The organism is Peribacillus sp. P4_B1 (assembly GCF_056402395.1).
Genome location: NZ_JBFUHM010000019.1, coordinates 38,613 through 58,715, shown reverse-complemented (window position 1 = coordinate 58,715; position 20,103 = coordinate 38,613). Strand labels below are relative to the sequence as shown.

21 protein-coding genes and 1 pseudogene are annotated in these 20,103 nt (G+C 39.6%); 13 read left to right on the top strand and 9 right to left on the bottom strand.

Features of this window, described 5'->3' with window-relative positions; all coding sequences use genetic code 11:
• Window positions 1–74 precede the first annotated feature (74 nt).
• A complete protein-coding gene (locus tag AC1DVK_RS13160) occupies window positions 75–1,181 on the bottom strand; it encodes a GerAB/ArcD/ProY family transporter (protein WP_477626646.1) in 1,107 nt (368 codons plus the stop codon).
• Between the two features lie 310 nt (window positions 1,182–1,491).
• Here AC1DVK_RS13160 and AC1DVK_RS13155 point away from each other — a divergent pair, with 310 nt between their 5' ends.
• Complete coding sequence (locus AC1DVK_RS13155) at window positions 1,492–2,355, top strand: DUF4349 domain-containing protein (RefSeq protein ID WP_289336897.1); 864 nt, start codon at window positions 1,492–1,494, stop codon at window positions 2,353–2,355.
• A gap of 51 nt (window positions 2,356–2,406) precedes the next feature.
• Here the strand turns inward: AC1DVK_RS13155 and AC1DVK_RS13150 are convergent, their stop codons facing one another.
• From AC1DVK_RS13150 to AC1DVK_RS13125, 6 genes and pseudogenes are all read right to left on the bottom strand, one after another.
• The gene (locus tag AC1DVK_RS13150) at window positions 2,407–3,774 is read right to left on the bottom strand and encodes an amino acid permease (RefSeq protein WP_410862291.1); all 1,368 of its coding nucleotides are present in this window, start codon (window positions 3,772–3,774) and stop codon (window positions 2,407–2,409) included.
• Window positions 3,775–4,083: 309 nt separating this feature from the next.
• A pseudogene (locus AC1DVK_RS13145) lies at window positions 4,084–4,362 on the bottom strand (endonuclease); the annotation flags it as partial.
• Between the two features lie 13 nt (window positions 4,363–4,375).
• On the bottom strand, window positions 4,376–5,551 hold the full coding sequence (locus AC1DVK_RS13140) for an MFS transporter (protein WP_477626645.1): 1,176 nt from the start codon (window positions 5,549–5,551) through the stop codon (window positions 4,376–4,378).
• Window positions 5,552–5,679: 128 nt separating this feature from the next.
• Entirely contained in the window at window positions 5,680–5,991 is a 312-nt protein-coding gene (locus AC1DVK_RS13135; RefSeq protein WP_089362084.1) for an ArsR/SmtB family transcription factor, read from the bottom strand.
• A gap of 421 nt (window positions 5,992–6,412) precedes the next feature.
• Complete coding sequence (locus AC1DVK_RS13130; RefSeq protein ID WP_061465392.1) at window positions 6,413–6,760, bottom strand: phage holin family protein; 348 nt, start codon at window positions 6,758–6,760, stop codon at window positions 6,413–6,415.
• 154 nt (window positions 6,761–6,914) lie between these two features.
• Window positions 6,915–7,805 (bottom strand): TetR/AcrR family transcriptional regulator, encoded by an 891-nt coding sequence (locus AC1DVK_RS13125; protein ID WP_061465391.1) that lies wholly within the window; start codon window positions 7,803–7,805, stop codon window positions 6,915–6,917.
• Between the two features lie 644 nt (window positions 7,806–8,449).
• On the opposite strand from AC1DVK_RS13125, the gene katA reads away from it, so the two are divergent.
• From katA to AC1DVK_RS13110, 3 genes are all read left to right on the top strand, one after another.
• Window positions 8,450–9,904 (top strand): catalase KatA, encoded by a 1,455-nt coding sequence (katA, locus tag AC1DVK_RS13120; RefSeq protein ID WP_477626644.1) that lies wholly within the window; start codon window positions 8,450–8,452, stop codon window positions 9,902–9,904.
• A gap of 131 nt (window positions 9,905–10,035) precedes the next feature.
• Window positions 10,036–10,161, top strand: a complete 126-nt coding sequence (locus AC1DVK_RS13115; protein WP_477626643.1) for a hypothetical protein — start codon at window positions 10,036–10,038, stop codon at window positions 10,159–10,161.
• A gap of 69 nt (window positions 10,162–10,230) precedes the next feature.
• A complete protein-coding gene (locus AC1DVK_RS13110) occupies window positions 10,231–11,424 on the top strand; it encodes a M14 family metallopeptidase (RefSeq protein ID WP_477626642.1) in 1,194 nt (397 codons plus the stop codon).
• A gap of 109 nt (window positions 11,425–11,533) precedes the next feature.
• On the opposite strand, the gene AC1DVK_RS13105 is transcribed toward AC1DVK_RS13110, so the two are convergent.
• A complete protein-coding gene (locus AC1DVK_RS13105; protein ID WP_477626641.1) occupies window positions 11,534–11,746 on the bottom strand; it encodes a hypothetical protein in 213 nt (70 codons plus the stop codon).
• Between the two features lie 373 nt (window positions 11,747–12,119).
• On the opposite strand from AC1DVK_RS13105, the gene purT reads away from it, so the two are divergent.
• Window positions 12,120–13,277, top strand: coding sequence for a phosphoribosylglycinamide formyltransferase 2 (gene purT / locus AC1DVK_RS13100; RefSeq protein WP_477626640.1), 1,158 nt, complete (start codon window positions 12,120–12,122; stop codon window positions 13,275–13,277).
• A gap of 297 nt (window positions 13,278–13,574) precedes the next feature.
• On the opposite strand, the gene AC1DVK_RS13095 is transcribed toward purT, so the two are convergent.
• Window positions 13,575–13,724: a hypothetical protein gene (locus AC1DVK_RS13095; RefSeq protein WP_477626639.1), complete on the bottom strand. Its 150-nt coding sequence runs from the start codon at window positions 13,722–13,724 to the stop codon at window positions 13,575–13,577.
• Window positions 13,725–13,777: 53 nt separating this feature from the next.
• On the opposite strand from AC1DVK_RS13095, the gene AC1DVK_RS13090 reads away from it, so the two are divergent.
• The 8 genes from AC1DVK_RS13090 to AC1DVK_RS13055 all read left to right on the top strand — a co-directional run bounded on the left by AC1DVK_RS13090 (window position 13,778) and on the right by AC1DVK_RS13055 (window position 20,095).
• Window positions 13,778–15,142 (top strand): alkaline phosphatase, encoded by a 1,365-nt coding sequence (locus tag AC1DVK_RS13090; protein WP_477626660.1) that lies wholly within the window; start codon window positions 13,778–13,780, stop codon window positions 15,140–15,142.
• Between the two features lie 22 nt (window positions 15,143–15,164).
• Window positions 15,165–15,812 (top strand): DUF4352 domain-containing protein, encoded by a 648-nt coding sequence (locus AC1DVK_RS13085; protein WP_477626638.1) that lies wholly within the window; start codon window positions 15,165–15,167, stop codon window positions 15,810–15,812.
• A 103-nt stretch (window positions 15,813–15,915) separates the two neighbouring features.
• Window positions 15,916–16,068: a YpzG family protein gene (locus tag AC1DVK_RS13080; protein WP_072272311.1), complete on the top strand. Its 153-nt coding sequence runs from the start codon at window positions 15,916–15,918 to the stop codon at window positions 16,066–16,068.
• A 214-nt stretch (window positions 16,069–16,282) separates the two neighbouring features.
• On the top strand, window positions 16,283–16,663 hold the full coding sequence (locus AC1DVK_RS13075) for a nucleotide excision repair endonuclease (RefSeq protein ID WP_176431821.1): 381 nt from the start codon (window positions 16,283–16,285) through the stop codon (window positions 16,661–16,663).
• Between the two features lie 164 nt (window positions 16,664–16,827).
• Window positions 16,828–16,998 (top strand): hypothetical protein, encoded by a 171-nt coding sequence (locus AC1DVK_RS13070; RefSeq protein WP_176431796.1) that lies wholly within the window; start codon window positions 16,828–16,830, stop codon window positions 16,996–16,998.
• A gap of 520 nt (window positions 16,999–17,518) precedes the next feature.
• Entirely contained in the window at window positions 17,519–18,712 is a 1,194-nt protein-coding gene (locus AC1DVK_RS13065) for a GTP-binding protein (protein WP_477626637.1), read from the top strand.
• A 21-nt stretch (window positions 18,713–18,733) separates the two neighbouring features.
• Complete coding sequence (gene rpmG, locus AC1DVK_RS13060; protein ID WP_061465383.1) at window positions 18,734–18,883, top strand: 50S ribosomal protein L33; 150 nt, start codon at window positions 18,734–18,736, stop codon at window positions 18,881–18,883.
• A gap of 66 nt (window positions 18,884–18,949) precedes the next feature.
• Complete coding sequence (locus tag AC1DVK_RS13055; RefSeq protein WP_477626636.1) at window positions 18,950–20,095, top strand: NAD(P)-binding domain-containing protein; 1,146 nt, start codon at window positions 18,950–18,952, stop codon at window positions 20,093–20,095.
• Window positions 20,096–20,103: the final 8 nt, after the last annotated feature.

Genomic DNA, 20,103 nt, shown 5'->3' with positions numbered 1-20,103 from the left:
AGGGGTTTCAGCCGAGAAGAATATAGTTATGTGGTATATTTATACTCTAAAAATCTGAAGTAAAGGAACGTTTTTTATTTTTGATGTATTTTTTTTCGGAATGCATTGACTGTTAATAAGAGAATAGGAAAAACAAGTCCGTACGTTGAAACATATAGGGGCCAAATTTCTTTATCAAATTTGATTGAATGGGCCACATTGGGATGTATAAGTACTGAAAGCGAAACCAAGACCATCCCTAAAGGTAGCGTAAGCGGCCGGTAATTCTTCATATTAAATGTATGTGCAAGACCTATAACCGAAGCGTAAAAGTAAAAACTCATTTTATAGTAAATCGAGATAATCCACATGATAGCCATTATTGCTTCAATCCTTTGAAAAAAATCGCCAACGTTTATTTTTCTGGCCAAAATATAACTTGGATACGTGTTTCGGGCACTAGCATCTGCACCTAAAACTATAATAGTTAAAGTGATTATGATGAGTAAACAGATTCCGGCGATTAGTACTCCGATAAAAAAGGTTTTTTCTGCTGCTTTTTGTTGATTCACTGAAACAGGAAAAATCATTAATAAAACAATCAATGGCAAAGAAAAAAAACCTGTAAAAAGAAAAACAGCATGAATCATCGGTTTTATTCCTGCTTCAAATACCGGTTGTATATTTTCAACCTTATATTGAACAGGAGGTAATAATATTGAAACCACTAGAATTATGAATAAAAAAACAAAGATAGGAAATAACAATTCTGCAGAACGAGCCAATGTTTCAAGACCAAGTCGAATTCCCATTATTAAGATGCATGCGAAAAGAATAATGATCGCTTCAATTGGTGTATCAGGCATAATCTGTGTAGTTAAGAAGTTCCCAACATAAAGCAATAGTTCTGACGTTGAGTAAAGTGAAAATAAAACAAACGAAAGAGAGACTGCCTTACCTAAACATTTGCCAAAAAGTGTTTCATTGATTTCCACCAGTGTCATAGTAGGGAACATCCTGCCTACGGCGATATATAAAGCCACCAGCAATAAACCTATGCCTATACCGAATACAGCTGCAATCCAAGCATCTTGTTTTACCTCTTGAGCCATGATTCCAGGAATCACCAAGATGGTCGTACCTACAGAAAATAGAATGACTATTATTGCAAATTGTCGAGCGCTAATTTTGAAATTTTCCACTATATCCCGGCTTCCCATCGCTGATTATAATTCTTATTGTTGCCTTTGTATTGTTAGAATAAACTCGTGCCTTTTAGAAAGTGTTGATACATCTAGGCTTTCAAAATTCTTTAGAATTTCTTGTGGGTCAATACATCTTCATTTGAGCCTCAGACAACCGGAACTAATCCACTTTTAGCTAATTCTCTATAGTCGATATACCATCCATCTTTATACATAATTTGGATGTTTTGGAATGCCACCTTTTATCCGGAAGTGTAACTTTCTTCCAAAATATTCGTCGGTAATGTTAAGACAAGGAGGAATACCGATGAATCGAAAAAAAGTGATACTAATTTTCGGCTTGTTTCTTTTCCTGGGGGCATGTAGTAGTAATGATAAAGAAGAATCCTTACCGAAGTCACAGGAAGAAAAAGCGGAAAGTAAAATGGACTCCTCTTTATCAGGGGAACAGGCTTCTGATAAGAAGGCGGAAAAAGAGGCGGCAACAAATGATAGGATGGTCATCCACCAAGCACAGCTTCAGTTGAAAGTAAAAAATCTAGAAAAAACACAAATGAAGATTGAAAGAAAGGCGAACGAATACGGCGGCTATATTGTAGAGTCCAATGTATACAGGGAAGATGAAGAGAGGGTAGAAGGTACGATCACAGTCAGGATTCCGGAAGCTCGTTTTCAGGACTTTCTTGTCGTTACCGAGGGGCAGGCTTCAGAAGTGGTCGGAAGGAACGTGACAGGCCAGGATGTAACGGAGCAATATGTAGATTTAAAAGCAAGACTGAAGTCAAAGCGGGCTGTGGAAGAGAGGTTACTTGCATTCATGCAGGACGCTAAGAAGACGGAAGATTTGCTGAAAATATCATCCGATCTTGCCGCGGTTCAAGAAGAAATCGAGCAGCTGACCGGCCAAATGAAGTATCTTGAAAACCAGACCTCATATTCGACGGTTACAATCACATTATCACAGGAACGGATCGTGGTACCGGGTATTGATAATGCAAAACTGGATACATGGGAGAGAACGAAGAAACAACTTGCAACAAGTGCGAATCTATTACTTAAAGCGGGCTCAGGGATCATTGTTTTTATAATAGGAAACTTGCCGATCCTCATTGTTTTAGGCGGAGCTGGTGCGGTGGTACATTGGGCGATGAAAAGAAGGGGTAAAAGGTAAAAGGCAGAAAAAAAGAGGGTGCCCAAATTCGTTTTGGGCACCCTCTTGCATTTATCCTTTTCGTTTATTCAATCCGGTCACATAATACAGGACTACCAACAGGACGATCCAGATTGGACCAACGATAAGAGCAATTCTTGTATCTGCAGAAAAGCCGAGTATAACCATTACGAATACTAAAAAGGCTAGAGTGAAATAAGAAGTGAATGGGAAAAGTGGCATCTTGTAAGCTAAGCCTTGTTTTTCTCCCGGACTCATTTTCCGTCTAGAGATGATCTGTGTGACAAGTATGGTTCCCCATGTCCAGAGTGCACCAAATGTGGCGACACTTGTAACGTAACTGAAAACTTTCTCGGCTTCCATGTAGTTAAGGTAAACACCGAAAAGTAGAACTACAGCTGAAACGATAATGGCAACGCCAGGAACGCCTGACTTTGTAGTACGTTCGAAACTTTTAGGTGATTCACCTTGCTGGGCTAGGTTGAATAACATTCTTCCTGTACTGAAGATCCCGCTGTTACAAGATGAAAGGGCCGCTGTCAGTACGACAAACTGAATGATTCCTGCTGCGCCTGGTATACCGATTTTATCAAACATCATAACGAATGGGCTGTCTTTTCCATTCATTTGATCCCACGGAGTAATCGATAGAATGACTGTAAGAGCTAAAACGTAAAAAAGTAAAATTCGATAAAAGACGGTATCGATGGCTCTTTTTAAAGATTTTTCTGGATTTTTGACTTCACCTGCGGTTACACCGAGCATTTCAATTCCCAAATAGGCGAACATGACCATTTGGAAAGAGAGGATGACACCGGATATTCCATTAGGGAAAAATCCACCATGTTCAACTAGGTTACCGAATCCAACCGCGATTCCGCCGTTCCCCAGTCCAAAGATAATCATCCCGAAGCCAAGAACGATCATAAGGATGATTGTAACTATTTTAACTAAGGCGAACCAAAACTCCAATTCACCGTAAGCTTTTACAGCAAGAAAGTTAACCGTTGTCATGATGGCAAGTGCGGCTAACGCCCAAGCCCATTGTGGAGTCCCAGGGAACCAAAATTGCATATAGATTCCGACTGCCGTAATTTCAGCCATACAGGTGGCAATCCAAACGAACCAGTAATTCCAACCGGTTATATATCCGGCAAGAGGACCGACAAATTCACTTGCATAGCGACTGAAAGAGCCTGCGACTGGATTTTTGATCGCCATTTCCCCTAGTGCCCGCATGATAAGATAGATCATAAGCCCGCCGATAGCATAAGAAATAATAATGGCTGGGCCAGCTAATTTAATCGCAGAGGCCGATCCGAGAAATAAACCGACTCCAATTGCTGCGCCAAGAGACATTAATGCGATATGTCTTTCTTCCAAACCTCTATGCAGTTGAGATTCTTTGGAGTTTTGCATAAGTTTCCCCTTTTCTTTTGGAGTTAATTTTCTCTATCTAGCATTTTATCACTAGTAGAGCTGAATACATATTATTTATTGATTTTTCACATAATATTACAACTAAATAATATATTTTAATAGAAAGTTTGTAAAGTAAAAAAATGAAAACGCTTACTATAAAAGGTGTTAGCAATATAAAAAAAGTTGTAATTTTTATAATATTAAAATAGATTGCTATTTAAATAAAATATAATTATGTGATTTTTCTAAAAATTTGGACTTTTAAATAAGGAAAAGCTGTCCCATAAAAAGGAACGGCTTTTTCGTTTAATCATGACAGGTGGCTAGGGCCAATTCCGGGTGATCTATGAAAGGGTTGCGATTATCGATTATAGTAATATTTATTATAAATGATTTCATTTCGATTTCTTTTCGTTCAAAAGTATCTGCTGGGTCCTGTTCGTTCCATTCCAGCAGGACCGCCAACTTTCCATGATAGGGATTGGTGCAGCTGCTCACTTGATTATTTAGTTCTAAATCAATTTCACCACTTTCACCGTAATGAACGGCCATATAAAACAGCATTCGAGCAATTTCGCTGTTCATTCAATTCACGAACCTACGCTACGTTAACTCCCTCTACGTTCGAACTGAAAATTTTAATTTTTATCATGATCAAAAAGAAAGCTAGCAATGCAAACACTATTCCGCTCCACATGAGTTGATGTATTCCTAAGTGAGAAATAAACCAACCACCAATAGACACCCCTATAGTAATTCCAAGATTTGAAAATGAGACAAACAAGCTGTTGCCGAATTCAGGTGCTTCGTTCGCTTCAGTTGTCAACCATGTTTGACTGACAATTAGACCACCAGAATGAACTATTCCCCAAATGAAAACCATTAGAATCATTGGAATTAAATAAGAGCCCAAATAATAAGCGAATAAATAAATTACTATGTATAGAAGGGGAAACATTATAACGGTCTTAGTTATGCTTTTTCGCAAGAATCCACCAAATAAAAAATTCCCAAAAATCATGACTAGACCAAACGCCATCAACATTACACTAATCAACGAACCATTCATATGTGTTAATTGTCCAAAATATTCGGCAAAGTAGCTGTATACAGAGAACATTGCTGCAAAGATAAACATAACGGCGGCGATGTTTAACCATAATCCCGGTTTACGTAATATACCAAGCTGCTTGCCATAAGACATTTTTTCCTCATTAGGCATGGAAGGAAGCCACAATAATATTCCTACAAAAGCAATCGCATTTACAACAGCCCCAAATAGAAAAGCAGTTTCTAACGAAAACTTTTCCGCGAAATAAGAAGTTAAAGGTACACCAAATGCAAATCCGAAAGTAATTCCGGCAAAAACCTTTGTAACTGCTTGGTTACTTTTTTCCGGAGGAACAATTTTGGCTGCAGTCACAAGGGCTATCGAAAAAAAGACAGGATGAAAAATGGCGGGCAGTATACGGAAAGCTAGCATGATATCAAATTTCGTTGTACATGCATACATAATATTTGAAATCGTGAACATAAATACTGAGGTTAATAGAATTACTTTACGATTAATTCCAGAAGCGAGTAAGGTCAAGAATGGACCTGAAATGGCAACAATTAAAGCAAATATACTTACAAGTAAACCTGCTTGTGAAGTTGTTATATTAAATTTTTGAGTGATCTGGGGTAGGACTCCCACAATACCCATTTCAGTTGTAATAATGCCGAATACGCCTAGAGCCAACATAATGATAAGCAAAGGGTTAACTGTTTTCATTAATAAAAATCTCCATTCCTATTGTATATTCCTTTATTTATATACAGATTAAAATCATTCATAAAATTAAATATCTGTATATCTAGATATGTAAAAACAAAAAAAGAATGRCCTCCTTTACGTTTATTTTATAGTTCTTTTTGAATGTACTCGGAAAATTCATGTATTGTTTTTTCATTCCGACGATAATAAGTCCACTTTCCGATTCGCTCAGACTCCAACAGACCAGCTTTTTGCATGGTTAACAAATAACTAGAGATGACAGATTGGGCAAGCCCGGATTTAACCTGAATATCTCCCACACATACACCAACTTGAAAATTTAGACCTTGTTGAAAATAAGGCTTTTCATTAAAGTACTTCTCTGGATTTTTTAGCCATAGCAAAATTTGACGACGTGTATCGTTTGATAAAGCTTTATAGATTAATGTAGGTTCCATATAAATCATTATATCTATTTTTATAGATTTGTAAATGCAAATTTACCGATTTACTAATGCGGAATTTGAAGATGCGGAAAAAGTAATACGAAAAGAAGTGAATCTATGTAGTGAATAAGCTCTCATCAAAGGGCGACTTTAGTCGTCCTTTCGATATTCCTGTACGGTCATCGATGATTTCGTGCAAGGGGGAATCTGAGCATAAAGGGCAGCATAAAACTTGGTTTAGCTTTGTGAACAGGTCATTCCTCCATAAATCGATTCGTTCCATTTCCATATAAATCGGTATGTACGGTTATTCCTTGTTAATTGTCAAAGATGGGCGAATACAGCCAGTGAAGGTCTGCGGAATTTGGGGAAATAGCCCGGGAAATATCGAAGGCTGTTATGAAAATGGCATGGATACTAAAAACCGTCAGCATCACTGACGGTTTTTTTTACTCTTTTTTATAAGAAGACTCTGAATGAAACTCAATAACAATGATCCGATTAAAGCTCCCCAAAAAGAATGTATGACAAAGCCACTGACTACATAGGAAGTGATTTGGAATGTGAAAGCATTGATAATGAAAGAAAACAATCCGAACGTCAGGATGGTGATCGGCAATGTGATAAGTTGTAGAATGGGTCTAACCAGCAAGTTCATGATTGATAATATAAAAACCGCCAGCAGGGCTGTGCCATAAGATTTAATCGTGATGGAGTCGAGAAGCCAGTCAATAACGAGCAATACCAGCCCGTTGATAAGAAAACGCATTATTATGTTCATGAAAAACTCCTCCTGAAGTCACTATACTACAAGTCCATTATACTAAAACTTCGTCAATTTCAGTTAAATGTTTGCAGAATTGTCACAAAAAAAGAGGGTACGGATTTGTATTCCCCATAAGAGGAAGCCCCATTTTTGGGGCCGTTTTTTCTATTTAGTTGTTGGCAATGATCTTTTCAAATTCACTTAATTCCAATGTGTTTTTCAGCTTTGGATTGGTGTTTAAGGAAAGAAGGGCACTTTCGATGAGAAAGATTCGCGGATCGCTGCTTTGTAAAAATTCCTCTTGGATAAAGTGAATTAATTTTAAGTTTTTTACCCGTTCTGCTTCATCATCTTGACATAGTTTCAAGATCATCTTTTTTAGATCATTTGCAGAGTGCAGCAGTGCTGTATGAAAATCCTGCTGTGTATGGAAGCACTCCGGCAGCCATTGCTTGATAAGATCGGGTTCTAAAAGCTGTGCGTTTGACTTGCTAACATCTTCGAAGATGGTTTTAATCCTGTCCACACAATAACGGATAATTTCAGTAGGGTTGAATTCGGGCTCTTTAGCCAGGGCATTAAAATGAATCGTTTGATGCATCATCCCCGAGTAAAGAATGGCACAGTCCAATATATAGGGTTTTTTCTCAGTACCGAAAATATCCAGAAACCGTTTTGATAGCCAATGTATATGCTGGAATTTAGCATGTGTAATGAAGTTCTTAAGTTCTGTATCATTTGAAATCATTACTTCTTCATATAAGGAAAAGAGTTTATTACTTTTATTGGAGTGCATTTGTAATTCAGATTGTTTGATGAATATTTCAATATTTGAAAGGTTTTGCCCAATTAGCAATTCATTCCGCTCTTTTTCGAATTTTTCTTGCGTAGATAGGAAGACTGCCTTAAGCAATTCGCTTTTAGAAGAAAAGTAGTTATAAAATGTTCCTTTTGAAATGCCGCTATAATCTAAAATATCCTGAATGGATGTTGCTTGATAACCCTTTTCAATAAATAATTGGTGTGCATATTTTACTACGTGCTGTTTCCGCTCATTCATATATTTATATCACCCTTACTTTTATTGGACGGTCATTTTATCGTAATAGTATCTTATTTTCTATACGAACACAAACCAGTATGTTTACAATTTCCCCAGCATAATAAGGGCGATGGCTTCTTATGGACACTTTGTTTCAGTGCTGCTTGGGAATGGATCAGGACTGTTTAAATCAACTCACAAAAGCGATGAAAAATTAAGTTCCATGCATCCTTCTTTTCATTATGTAAATAAAGGCTAATGAAGTGAATAAAGTCACAGGGAGAACCATCGGGTTTGTTATAAAATAAATAGAATGAAATAGGTGCAGTGGCATCATTTCAAGAAAGCATAAATGGATATCCGCTCCGATTCTCGATTACTATCCCATTAGTGGGAGAAATGATAAAATCACTTGTCATGAAGGAATATTGGATATGAAGGTCGTATACCATTATTAGGAATTCCATTATGGGGACATGTTTTATACCGTCAGTGTTTATACTTCGCCTATTTTCCATATGCTGGATAAATATAAAGTTATAAATTAATGAAAAGAATAATGAATTGATTATTATATTAAAATTATTATAAATAAGTATTGATTTTTTCCTGAGAAGCTTTATCATTATATACATAAATAATAATGAAAAGGTGGTTCAATTATGACAAACAAGAAAAACCTTACTACAAGCTGGGGAGCACCAGTTGGAGATAATCAAAACTCAATCACTGCCGGCGAAAGGGGTCCTGTACTCATTCAAGATGTACACTTGTTGGAAAAACTTGCCCACTTTAATCGTGAACGTGTGCCTGAACGTGTAGTTCACGCGAAAGGTGCCGGTGCATTCGGTACTTTTGAAGTAACGAACGACCTTTCTCAGTATACGAAAGCTAAACTTTTCAATGGTGTTGGCAAGAAGACAGATCTTTTTATCCGTTTCTCTACAGTAGCCGGTGAATTGGGTTCTGCTGATACAGTCCGTGACCCACGTGGATTTGCTGTTAAATTCTACACGGAAGAAGGAAACTACGATATCGTCGGTAATAATACGCCTGTATTCTTTATTCGGGATGCGATTAAATTCCCCGACTTCATTCATACACAAAAAAGAGATCCTAGAACACATTTGAAAAACCCGACGGCAGTTTGGGACTTCTGGTCACATTCACCAGAATCTTTACACCAAGTAACGATCCTGATGTCCGACCGAGGCATTCCTGCCACACTTCGTCATACACATGGTTTCGGAAGCCACACATTTAAATGGGTGAATGATGAAGGGAAAGGCGTTTGGGTGAAATACCACTTCAAAACAGAACAGGGCATCAAAAATCTTGATGTCAATCTAGCTGCAAAACTAGCAGGTGAAAACCCTGATTACCATACGGAAGATCTTTTCAATGCCATTGAAAAAGGGGACTTCCCTGCATGGAAGTTATATGTTCAGATCATGCCTTTGGAAGATGCGGATACTTACCGTTTCGATCCATTTGATGTAACGAAGGTATGGTCTCAAAAAGATTATCCGCTAATCGAGCTTGGGCGTATGGAATTGAACAGAAATCCTGAAAATTACTTTGCTGAAGTGGAGCAAGCGACGTTCTCACCGGGAACATTCGTACCGGGAATTGAAGCTTCCCCAGACAAGATGCTTCAAGGACGTCTATTCGCATATGGAGATGCACACCGTTACCGTGTGGGCTCGAATCACAACCAGCTTCCAGTTAACCGTCCGAAAGTAGAAGCGAACAACTATCAGCGTGATGGCTTCATGCGTGCAGATGACAATGGCAAGGGATCCGTTTATTATGAGCCAAATAGTTTTGGCGGCCCTGCAGAATCAACGGAAAATAAAGTCACTCCTTTTGAGGTGACAGGGAAAGCTGCACAAGTAGGTCATAATAGTGATGATCACTACACTCAAGCAGGTGACTTATACCGTCTATTGAGTGAGGAAGAGAAAACCCGTCTTGTTGAAACGATTGTGGGCGCAATGAAACCAGTGGAATTGGAAGAAATTAAACTTCGCCAAATCGGCCATTTTTACAAAGCTGATCCAGAATACGGAACGCGCGTAGCTGAAGGTTTAGGTTTGGTCGTACCACAAGAAGTGTAAAATATGGAAATTCTAACCTGTTAAATGCAAACAGGCACCCATTCATGAATGGGTGCCTGTTTTGTTTTATTCCGGGATGTCCTGTTTATCAGGAAGGTGAATGTTATGCCCCATTTTAAATAGTAAGCTTTTTGAAAGCTTGGCGAATGCCTGAAGTAAATAATCAAAAGGCATCGTTGGAGTTCATGGATCAGCGAATTCTGGATGATGCCATTTTGAGGAGTGATCTACAACAATCTTATAGTCCCGATAAATGAAGAAAGGTCCGGGTGCTTTGGCAATAATTAAACCGAATCAGCATACATTTGGTTAAGAGGAGGTGCAGTATGGACGTTTTTGTTCGGCAGAATGATTCCTTGTGGTATTATAGCCAATTATTCAAGGTGAATTACCAACTTATCATTGATTCCAATAGTCGGATTGATCCGCTTGCGCTTATTATAGGACAGCAAATCAAAGTTCCTGGCTTTACGACGACCGGCTATAAGATTAAGCGAGGGGACTCATTATGGGCAATTGCCAAATCACATAATCTTTCACTGGATGCCATATTTCTCGTTAATCCTAAACTCAACCCTAATGCCCTGCATGTCGGTCAGACGATTTCTGTGCCATTAAGGATTACGTGGAGGCTAATTCAAGGAAACCAGGAATATGATTATGGGACGATGGTGACCGATGTAAGACGTTTGAAAAGTATCTACCCATTTATTAAAACCTCCCCCATTGGGGACTCGGTGCTTGGAAAGAATATTCCCGAAGTAATGATTGGGAATGGTGGCAAACGAGTTCACTATAATGGTTCCTTTCATGCGAATGAGTGGATTACGACGCCTGTGATCATGACCTTTTTAAATGATTATTTACTGTCGGTCACGAATCAGACTGACATCCGCGGTATGTCCCTGTTGCCTTTTTATCAACAGACGATGCTGTCGATCGTTCCAATGGTGAATCCGGATGGAGTGGATTTGGTTTTAAAAGGCGCACCTGCCGATGAGACATTGAGAGGACGGCTCGTGGAATGGAATAATGGAAGCGAAGACTTTTCTGGCTGGAAAGCCAATATTAATGGGGTGGATCTGAATGATCAATTTCCTGCCAAATGGGAATTGGAACAAGCTCGCAATAATGTAACAAAGCCAGGTCCGGCAAATTATTCCGGGGAAGGGCCGCTTACACAGCCTGAAGCTATTGCAATGGCAGAGTTGACAAGAAAACGTGATTTTAACAGAGTTCTTGCTTTCCATACCCAAGGAGAGGTCATTTATTGGGGGTTTGAAGATATGGAACCGCCCGAGTCCGAAACGATAGTCAATGAGTTTGCGAGGGTCAGTGGATATGAACCAGTCAAATCCGCCAATAGTTACGCAGGGTATAAGGATTGGTACATTCAGGATTGGCGAAGGCCAGGGTTTACCGTGGAGCTTGGCAAAGGAACCAATCCCCTTCCTATATCACAATTCGATGAGATTTATCAAAAGTCGCTAGGGATTTTCTTAGCAGGGGTATATATGTGAATTTTGACCAATTGAAAAAGCTCGACTCCGTTTCCATGGGGAAGAGCTTTTTAGTCTTATAAACTATTAGACTTGAGACGATGAGGGCTGCTGCAAAAAATAAGTAAAGTTATGCTTTACTTATCGATTGCATGATTAACTCGCTTTTTAGCCTAAAAAGTAACGGACGTTCTCCAGTACTCGTCCGAGTAATATTGCAGCCCCTACCAAAAAGAATCCTGATAGTTTTACGGTAAAGAAGTTTGACTTCCTTAGCGCTAGTATTGGCCCCACCTACGCCATATACTTTGACGGCCACGCATGCCATCCAACCTAATTCCATTATAATAGAAAGCGCTTACATTTTCAAAATGAATCGTAGTACAAATTTCGACATGTGCATCTATGTCCCCCAATCAACAGAGGGGAAAGGGCCTTATCGAATCCTTTTGCATAGGGTATTTCCTCCCTCATTGATAAACATGAAAAGACCATCTATTCATGTTGAATAGGGAGACTCCGGTGTATATACCTTTCCGGAAAACTACATAAAACTTATTATTCCTAGTTTTCAAGTTATTTTTAAAAAACTTAAATGAACTGTAGTCATTTCATGTTTTTTGTGTGATTTTTAATGAAAATACGAATAAATATTTATTTTTATTCGTTTATAGTTCGTATATAATGATTTTAAGGTATTGAGGAGGAGAGACTGAATGTATAAATCCAAAAAGATTTTATTATTGGGCTCCGGTGAATTGGGGAAAGAAGTCATACTTGAAGCACAGCGCCTTGGTGTGGAGACCGTTGCAGTAGACCGCTATGAACTAGCCCCTGCCATGCAAGTCGCCCATCGCAGTTATGTGATCGATATGCTTGACGCGGAACAACTAAGGGGAATTGTAGAAAAAGAACAACCCGATTTGATTGTACCGGAAATCGAAGCCATTGCTACATCTGAATTAGTCAAATTGGAAGAGGAAGGCTTTCATGTCATTCCGACGGCAAGAGCAGCTAAATTGACTATGGATCGTGAAGGAATCAGGAGGTTGGCTTCTGAAACCTTGGAGATTCCGACGGCAGCCTACAAATTCGCTGATACTTATGAAGAATTTGCCCAAGCTGCCAAAGAAGTTGGATTTCCGAATGTCGTAAAACCGCTGATGAGTTCTTCAGGGAAAGGTCAAAGCGTGTGCCGAACGGAAGGTGACCTGGAAGAGTGCTGGAAAATCGCGATGGAAGGCGGCCGTGTTCAAAATGGACGGGTGATCATTGAAGAATTTATCCGTTTTGATTCGGAAATCACGCTGCTTACTGTCCGGGCCGTAAACGGTACCATGTTTTGTGCTCCCATCGGCCACATTCAGCAGGGCGGGGATTATATTGAATCCTGGCAGCCGCATAATATGACAGAAGCGCAAATAGTGGAAGCGAAAAGAATTGCCCATGCCATTACAGATGAACTTGGAGGGTACGGTTTATTCGGTGTTGAGCTTTTCCTCTCTGGGGATAAAGTCTATTTCAGTGAAGTTTCCCCACGTCCGCATGATACGGGGCTAGTGACACTAGTGACTCAGAATTTGTCGGAGTTTGCCCTGCATGTTCGAGCGATCCTAGGATTTCCCATCCCGGAAATCACGCTGGTCAACCCAGGTGCCAGCCGCCCATTAAAAGCGCAAGATGAGTTATCGGAATATTCTATAGTCGGTGTTGAACAAGCCTTGGCTATACCAAATACACAAGTCCGTCTTTTCGGAAAACCGGTTACAAAGGCCGGGAGAAGGGTCGGTGTAGCCCTGTCATCTGCCGATTCAATCGAGGTAGCGAGAGTAAATGCGGCCCGTGCTTTGGAATGTTTAGTTGTAGAAAAATAATAGTGAAAAAAGCGCTCTTTGAATGGAGCGCTTCAGTCAGTCGGCGGTAAGGGAGCGGATTTCTGAAAATGACTGGAACGTTTTTCAAAGAAAAAAACTGAAGGCAAACTCGCTTTCTGCGAGTTTGTCTACAGTCTGAAGCATCCTGAATGGATGCTTTATTTTCTTTTTTTTCATTAATTTTTTTAGCACTTTCAAATCCCTAACAAATCACCCCGAATTGAAGAAGTTGAATGAAAAGAACTTTGTTCAAGATCACTTAACCACATTGGTGTTAACCAATTTTTTTTCACTCCTCTAAACCATATAAAATGGTCCCACTACTGATGATTTTCCTGAATCACCAACAACCTCATAAAGTGCATACAATCCCGTGACATGTCTGCCTTTACCTTGTCTTAACAATAATTCTACTGCATTTTTACATAGCCTTGACATTGTATTCATCTTCTTCACCTATAGTTTAATTAGATATTAATTATAGGGAGGTCATTCATTTGATTCATAATTGGAGTAAAAAGGTTTTGCCCATCACATTCGCTTCTGCATTAGCATTTGGAAGTTTATCATGGTCCGCAGCGGATCGTGTTTCGGCAAAGGATAAGCAAAAAAAAGAACCGGAAATCAAGAACGTGATTTTCCTTATCGGTGACGGCATGGGTGTTTCCTATACTTCCGCTTACCGGTATTTAAAAGATAATCCTGGTACGAAGGTGGCAGAAAAGACTGAGTTTGATAAATACTTGGTTGGCCAGCAGATGACCTATCCTGAAGACGCTGCACAAAATATAACGGATTCAGCCTCAGCAGCAACGGCAATGTCTTCCGGAGTGAAGACCTATAACGCAGCAATTGCAGTGGATAATGATAAATCTGAAGTCAAAACCGTATTGGAAGCAGCAAAGGAAAAAGGAAAAGCGACGGGATTGGTTGCCACTTCTGAAATCACTCATGCTACACCAGCATCTTTTGGAGCCCATGATGAAAATCGGAAAAACATGAATTCGATCGCAGACGATTATTATAATGACTTAATCAAGGGCAAACATAAAATTGACGTCCTATTGGGCGGTGGGAAGTCCAATTTTGTCCGGCCTGATGTCAATTTGGCGAAAGCCTTCGAAAAAGACGGGTACAGTTTTGTGACTGATAAAAATCAAATGCTTAAGGACAAAAATGAACAGGTCCTTGGTTTATTCGCTTCTGAAGGACTCCCGAAAATGATTGACCGCCCAAGTGAAACGCCTTCTTTGTCAGACATGACTAGTTCGGCAATCCAGCGCTTGAATAAAGACAAAGATGGATTCTTCCTTATGGTCGAGGGAAGCCAGGTCGATTGGGCCGGACATGATAATGATATCGTAGGTGCAATGAGTGAAATGGAAGACTTTGAAAAAGCATACAAAGCGGCCATCGAATTTGCGAAGAAAGACAAACATACATTAGTGGTGGCCACTGCCGATCACTCTACAGGAGGATTCTCGATCGGGGCTAAAGGAATATATAATTGGTATGGTGAACCGATCAAGGCAGCCAAACGCACCCCTGACTTCATGGCGGATGCCATCGTCAAAGGGGCCGATGTTGAAAAGACTTTAAAGCAATATATTAATCAAAATGAACTGAAACTAACTAACGATGAAATCAAAACGGTAACAGAAGCCGCCAAATCAAAAAATGTGACGAACGTCGATAATGCCATCGAAGCCATATTCGACAATCGGACCAACACTGCATGGACTACAGGGGGACATACAGGTGAAGATGTTCCGGTCTACGCATATGGACCATATAAAGAACGTTTTGCAGGACAGGTCGATAACACGGATCAAGCCAAAATCATCTTTGATCTATTAAAGAAGTAAAAATACTTCAGGGAGGGATTCAATGAACAGACTGATGATTGGTGCCCTGATATTAACGACATTTGGTGCTCTTAATACACAACCAGCTTTCAAAGAAGAAACGACAGCTAAAGAAAAAACAGAGGAAGTTGCACGGCCACTGGTGAAAAAGGATGTCTATGTTCCGAATCCACAGCTTCCTGATGATTTAAAATTGAACCAAATCGGCCAAAACGTTTCCGATGCTAAGGGCGACTTAACTTTGAAAGCCTATAAAAAAGTGAATGAAGCGTTGAATGTTGGTCCGATTGAGGTTGAAGTCAAAGACATGAAAGTGATGCATGCCACTCCGGATTACAGCATGATTGATTTTTTTCATGGCTATACTCATGATGAAGATTTCGATATCGTAAAAGTGAACGTGGAAATCAAAAACAATTCGGATAAAAAAATCAAGTTTTCCCCAGTCGCATTTCTTGAAACGGACAGCGGGGAACATCTGACGTGGGAAGATGACATCTACTTAGAAGAACTTACTGGTGAAATAGAAGGAAATGGTTCGAAAAATGGAAACATTGGTTTCATTCTAAGTGATGGAAACATAGAAGGCATATCCTTCATGACAAGTGATGCGGTAGATGAAGAAGGGGAAGTCCTTGCAAAAGGCAAGTCAGCTGAATTCGCTTTTTAAAGAATATGTATAAATGCCTTGGAAAAATAAAATACTAGAACAAGTGATGGCGATTACTATCACTGAACGGAATATCCAAATCCTAATGATGAGGTGACACAGAATGAGCTATAAAGATCAATTAGATCCACATTCTCAAAAGTTTCACCATAATTGGACAAGACCTAAGCGTTCAAAATCTCAAGTTAATGGCCATACGCAAGAATCGCAAACAAACATTATACTAAGAAGCAATGCAAAGGCTCACAGGTGGTAAGGATATTTCCGACAAAGAAGGAGGCTCTCAGCGAGTCTTCTTCTTTATATTTAATGCTGAATCTACATCGAATCTAAACCATTAAAGGGATACATGGCTTTTCATTCATAATTATGATACCATTTACCTTTAAGTGTGCCTGGCGTGAAATTTATCCATTACCGGAGTTTTGATTCCGATAGAAAGTTTCACCTTATACAAATAGAGGACGTGAATTGTAATGATAAAAATTGAAATCCCTGCAGCGGATATAAGCATCAAACAAAGAAAACAAGTTATAGAAGGAGACGAAGCTGTCATTCCTGAAATTTACGGGTTTATCGATTTTCATTTGATTCCCCGTGATAAAGGCGGCATCATCTTGTTTTACAATGAAAATGATGAGCTGATTTTTGTCGGAAAAGCTCGTAAATTAAGACAAAGGGTCAAGAAGCATTTCGAGGATAATGTTTCTCCGATTAAAGAGCATCGTAATGAAGTCAAGAAAATTGACATTCTTATAGTCGAAGACGCTATGGAACGTGATATCTATGAAACGTACATGATCAATAAACTTCATGCTAAATACAACGTCGACAAAGTGTTCTATAAATAAGGAAAAAAAGCTGGCTGCGCATGCAATCAGCTTTTTTTTGTGGGCAAACAAAGTTTACAACTTATGTACAAATATAAGTTCCGTACATTTACAGTCGCTTAATGTTAGGTTAACAGTGTTGGTTTATATTTAAAGTAATCCAATACATTTTCAGGAGGTTGCTATTGAAGAAAATACTTTGTAAAAAGGTGTTAGTTATCTCGATCGGGACAGTGATTGCCTTTGGGAATTTAACATGGTCCGTGTCACAAGCTTCTAAGCTGGCTAAACAGAGAGAGATCGAAACTTTTGAACAAGAGACAGTAAAATCTTCAGAGTGGGAAATGGCGGAATAAGCATATGAACCAAAAAGTTTGTTGCTCGATTTGCAACAAAGTAATACGTTAAAGGTTCTTCTTAAAAAAGGAAAAATGAATTGGATAATGAAACGTTGCTGAAAATCAGCTGTTATATGGAAGTACAATAAATTATAAAGCCGCACTGGAGGTTCATTACACATGTTGTTAGGTGTGATTGGGCTTCTATTTATTTTTATAAACTTACTTTAATTCAATTCGTTAATAATAAAATAACTTATACAGTCAAGGCCGGCGAAAACGATGGAGCGTATTTTTGGAATTTCTGCACAGATGAATTTTTTACGTGAGTGCCCATGCTGCTGTATTTGGAGCAATGGCGATAAACTCGTTCAGGAAATATTCGAGAGGTAATTTTGAAAAAAACTTGCAAATAGTAATGATTACGTTTTATTATAAAGGGGTAGTACTAAACGAAAAAATAATTCTATCTAATAAATCGTAATGATTTTGATTTGCGGGTGGGTAAAAAGCAGAAATGTTTAAGGAGTGTTTGTGAATGAGAAATAAGAAAATCCCTGTTACAGTTTTGAGTGGATACCTTGGCGCGGGAAAAACGACACTGCTGAATCATATCCTTGAAAATCGGGAGAATCTGAAGGTTGCCGTCATCGTCAATGATATGAGTGAGGTCAATATTGATGCTTCCCTTGTCAAACAGGGAGGGTTTACCCGGACAGATGAAAAGTTGGTGGAAATGCAGAACGGTTGCATATGCTGTACGCTTCGTGAGGATTTAATGATTGAAGTGGAAAAGCTGTCCACACAAGGTAATATCGACTATATCGTGATTGAATCGACCGGTATCAGTGAGCCCGTTCCGGTCGCCCAAACCTTCACGTATGTTGATGAAAACGTGGGAATTGATTTATCACAATTTTGTCGGCTCGATACGATGGTCACCGTTGTTGATGCGAAGAACTTTTGGCAGGATTACGCTTCAGGGGAAACTCTTATTGATCGAATGCAGGCAAAGGATGAGGCCGATCAGAGGGAAGTGGTTGATCTATTGATTGATCAAATTGAGTTCGCCAATGTAATACTTCTAAATAAAGTGGATTTAATGAAGCCCGAAGATATAGGGGAGTTAAATGGGGTCCTTCAAAAAATAAACCCGGATGCGCGGATTATAGAAACGGATCATTCCCAGGTGCCATTAAAAGAAGTCATCAACACCCATCTGTTTGATTTTGAAAAGGCAAGCCAAGGGGCGGGTTGGATCAAGGAATTAAATGAAGAGCATATTCCAGAAACCGAAGAATATGGGATTGCCTCCTTCGTTTTCAGAAGGAAAAAACCATTTCATCCATCGCGGCTGATGACGTGGTTGGAAAGTTGGCCGGTGGAAGTTGTGCGGGCAAAAGGCTTCCTTTGGTTGGCATCAAGAAATGATACAGCGGGCCTGCTATCACAGGCTGGACCGTCATTAATGATCGAGGGAGCAGGTAAATGGATTGCTGCTTATCCTAGAGATGAACAACAGCAGATACTGCAGGATGAACCTGAATTATTGGAACGCTGGGATGATCTTTACGGAGACCGGATGACGGAACTAGTGTTGATTGGCATTCAAATGAATCAACAGGAAATCGAAAATGAATTAGATCAATGCTTATTGACGGAAATAGAGCTGCAGCAGGATTGGTCTCTGTATGAAGATCCATTACCTGCATTTACGGAAATAGTTCATTAATAAACCATAGGAGGAACAAACATGAGAGTAAACATTACTTTAGCATGCACAGAATCAGGGGACCGAAATTATATCTCAACGAAGAACAAGCGGAATAACCCGGATCGAATCGAATTGAAAAAGTACTGCCCGCGTTTAAAGAAACACACGCTTCACCGAGAAACGAAGTAATTCCGAGGTTTAAATCGTAATGATTATGTTTTATTGAAGAGAATGGATGTAAAAGGGGGGGAGTTCATGTTGGAATGGATCATTATTGGCGGAGGCATTCAAGGTACGACGATGGCCACATTTTTACTAAAGTCAGGAAAAACGACAGTGGACCAGCTGGCGATTGTAGATAGAAATGAAGAACCATTGGCGAGATGGAAGCATTGTACGGAAGTGATTTCAATGCCGTATTTACGTTCACCATCCGTACACCATCTGGATGTGAATCCATTCAGCCTGCAGAAATATGTGGAAAGAGCAGACTGGAACAATAACTTTTATGGCCAATATAAGCGGCCATCCCTACAATCCTTCAATGAACACTGTGCTCACGTTGCAGATGATTTATCTATTAAGCAGGCATGGGTGCAAGGGAAAGTCACGTCTGTCTGTAAAACGGGACAGGGCTGGGAAGTACAATTGCAAAACAAGCGACGACTTGCAGGGAAAAAACTCGTGATTTCAATTGGTATTGGTGAACAGCATTATTGGCCGGATTGGGCACTGCAATTAAAACAAGAGCATGAGGGCTCCATTTTTCACATATTCGATGAAAATATTCCGGAGCTGACACAATTACATGGACCCATCACGATCATTGGGGGAGGCATATCTTCTGTCCATCTGGCTTTAAAGCTGAGTAAGATCTATCCCAATGAAGTAACGGTACTAAAGCGGCATCCGTTTAGAATTCATAATTTCGATAGTGATCCTGGTTGGTTGGGGCCGAAAAGACAGCGTCCTTTCCGTGCTATAACAAGCTATCAAAAAAGACGCGAAGCCATTATCCATGCCCGTTATAAGGGATCCATTCCACCTGACTTACATAAAGTGCTGATGAATCAGGTTAAACAGGGATTATTGCGTGTCATGGATGTTGAAGTGATAAGCGCTGTGTGGAGGGACGGGTATATTAGCCTCAGGGATAAAAACGAAAAGGTTATCCAACAAACAGGGACGATCCTTTTAGCAACCGGCTTTAAGTCTTCAATGCCAGGGAAGGATTCATCCAGTCGCATGATTTACGCCTTGCTGAATGTGGTTATCCGATTGTATCGCAGTCGTTGCAGTGGGGACCTGGTTTATATGTCACGGGTGGATTGGCTGAACTTGAAATGGGACAGATATCCAGGAATATATCTGGAGCAAGACAGGCAGCGGAACGAATTGTGAACAGTTTA

Excerpts from the sequence above, each read along its gene's own strand:
- AC1DVK_RS13155 (WP_289336897.1), top strand. The coding sequence starts at position 1,492 with ATGAATCGAAAAAAAGTGATACTAATTTTCGGCTTGTTTCTTTTCCTG.
- AC1DVK_RS13150 (WP_410862291.1), bottom strand. The coding sequence starts at position 3,774 with ATGCAAAACTCCAAAGAATCTCAACTGCATAGAGGTTTGGAAGAAAGA.
- AC1DVK_RS13140 (WP_477626645.1), bottom strand. The coding sequence starts at position 5,551 with ATGAAAACAGTTAACCCTTTGCTTATCATTATGTTGGCTCTAGGCGTA.
- AC1DVK_RS13135 (WP_089362084.1), bottom strand. The coding sequence starts at position 5,991 with ATGGAACCTACATTAATCTATAAAGCTTTATCAAACGATACACGTCGT.
- AC1DVK_RS13130 (WP_061465392.1), bottom strand. The coding sequence starts at position 6,760 with ATGAACATAATAATGCGTTTTCTTATCAACGGGCTGGTATTGCTCGTT.
- AC1DVK_RS13125 (WP_061465391.1), bottom strand. The coding sequence starts at position 7,805 with ATGAATGAGCGGAAACAGCACGTAGTAAAATATGCACACCAATTATTT.
- katA (WP_477626644.1), top strand. The coding sequence starts at position 8,450 with ATGACAAACAAGAAAAACCTTACTACAAGCTGGGGAGCACCAGTTGGA.
- AC1DVK_RS13110 (WP_477626642.1), top strand. The coding sequence starts at position 10,231 with ATGGACGTTTTTGTTCGGCAGAATGATTCCTTGTGGTATTATAGCCAA.
- AC1DVK_RS13105 (WP_477626641.1), bottom strand. The coding sequence starts at position 11,746 with ATGGAATTAGGTTGGATGGCATGCGTGGCCGTCAAAGTATATGGCGTA.
- purT (WP_477626640.1), top strand. The coding sequence starts at position 12,120 with ATGTATAAATCCAAAAAGATTTTATTATTGGGCTCCGGTGAATTGGGG.
- AC1DVK_RS13095 (WP_477626639.1), bottom strand. The coding sequence starts at position 13,724 with ATGAATACAATGTCAAGGCTATGTAAAAATGCAGTAGAATTATTGTTA.
- AC1DVK_RS13085 (WP_477626638.1), top strand. The coding sequence starts at position 15,165 with ATGAACAGACTGATGATTGGTGCCCTGATATTAACGACATTTGGTGCT.
- AC1DVK_RS13080 (WP_072272311.1), top strand. The coding sequence starts at position 15,916 with ATGAGCTATAAAGATCAATTAGATCCACATTCTCAAAAGTTTCACCAT.
- AC1DVK_RS13065 (WP_477626637.1), top strand. The coding sequence starts at position 17,519 with ATGAGAAATAAGAAAATCCCTGTTACAGTTTTGAGTGGATACCTTGGC.
- rpmG (WP_061465383.1), top strand. The coding sequence starts at position 18,734 with ATGAGAGTAAACATTACTTTAGCATGCACAGAATCAGGGGACCGAAAT.
- AC1DVK_RS13055 (WP_477626636.1), top strand. The coding sequence starts at position 18,950 with ATGTTGGAATGGATCATTATTGGCGGAGGCATTCAAGGTACGACGATG.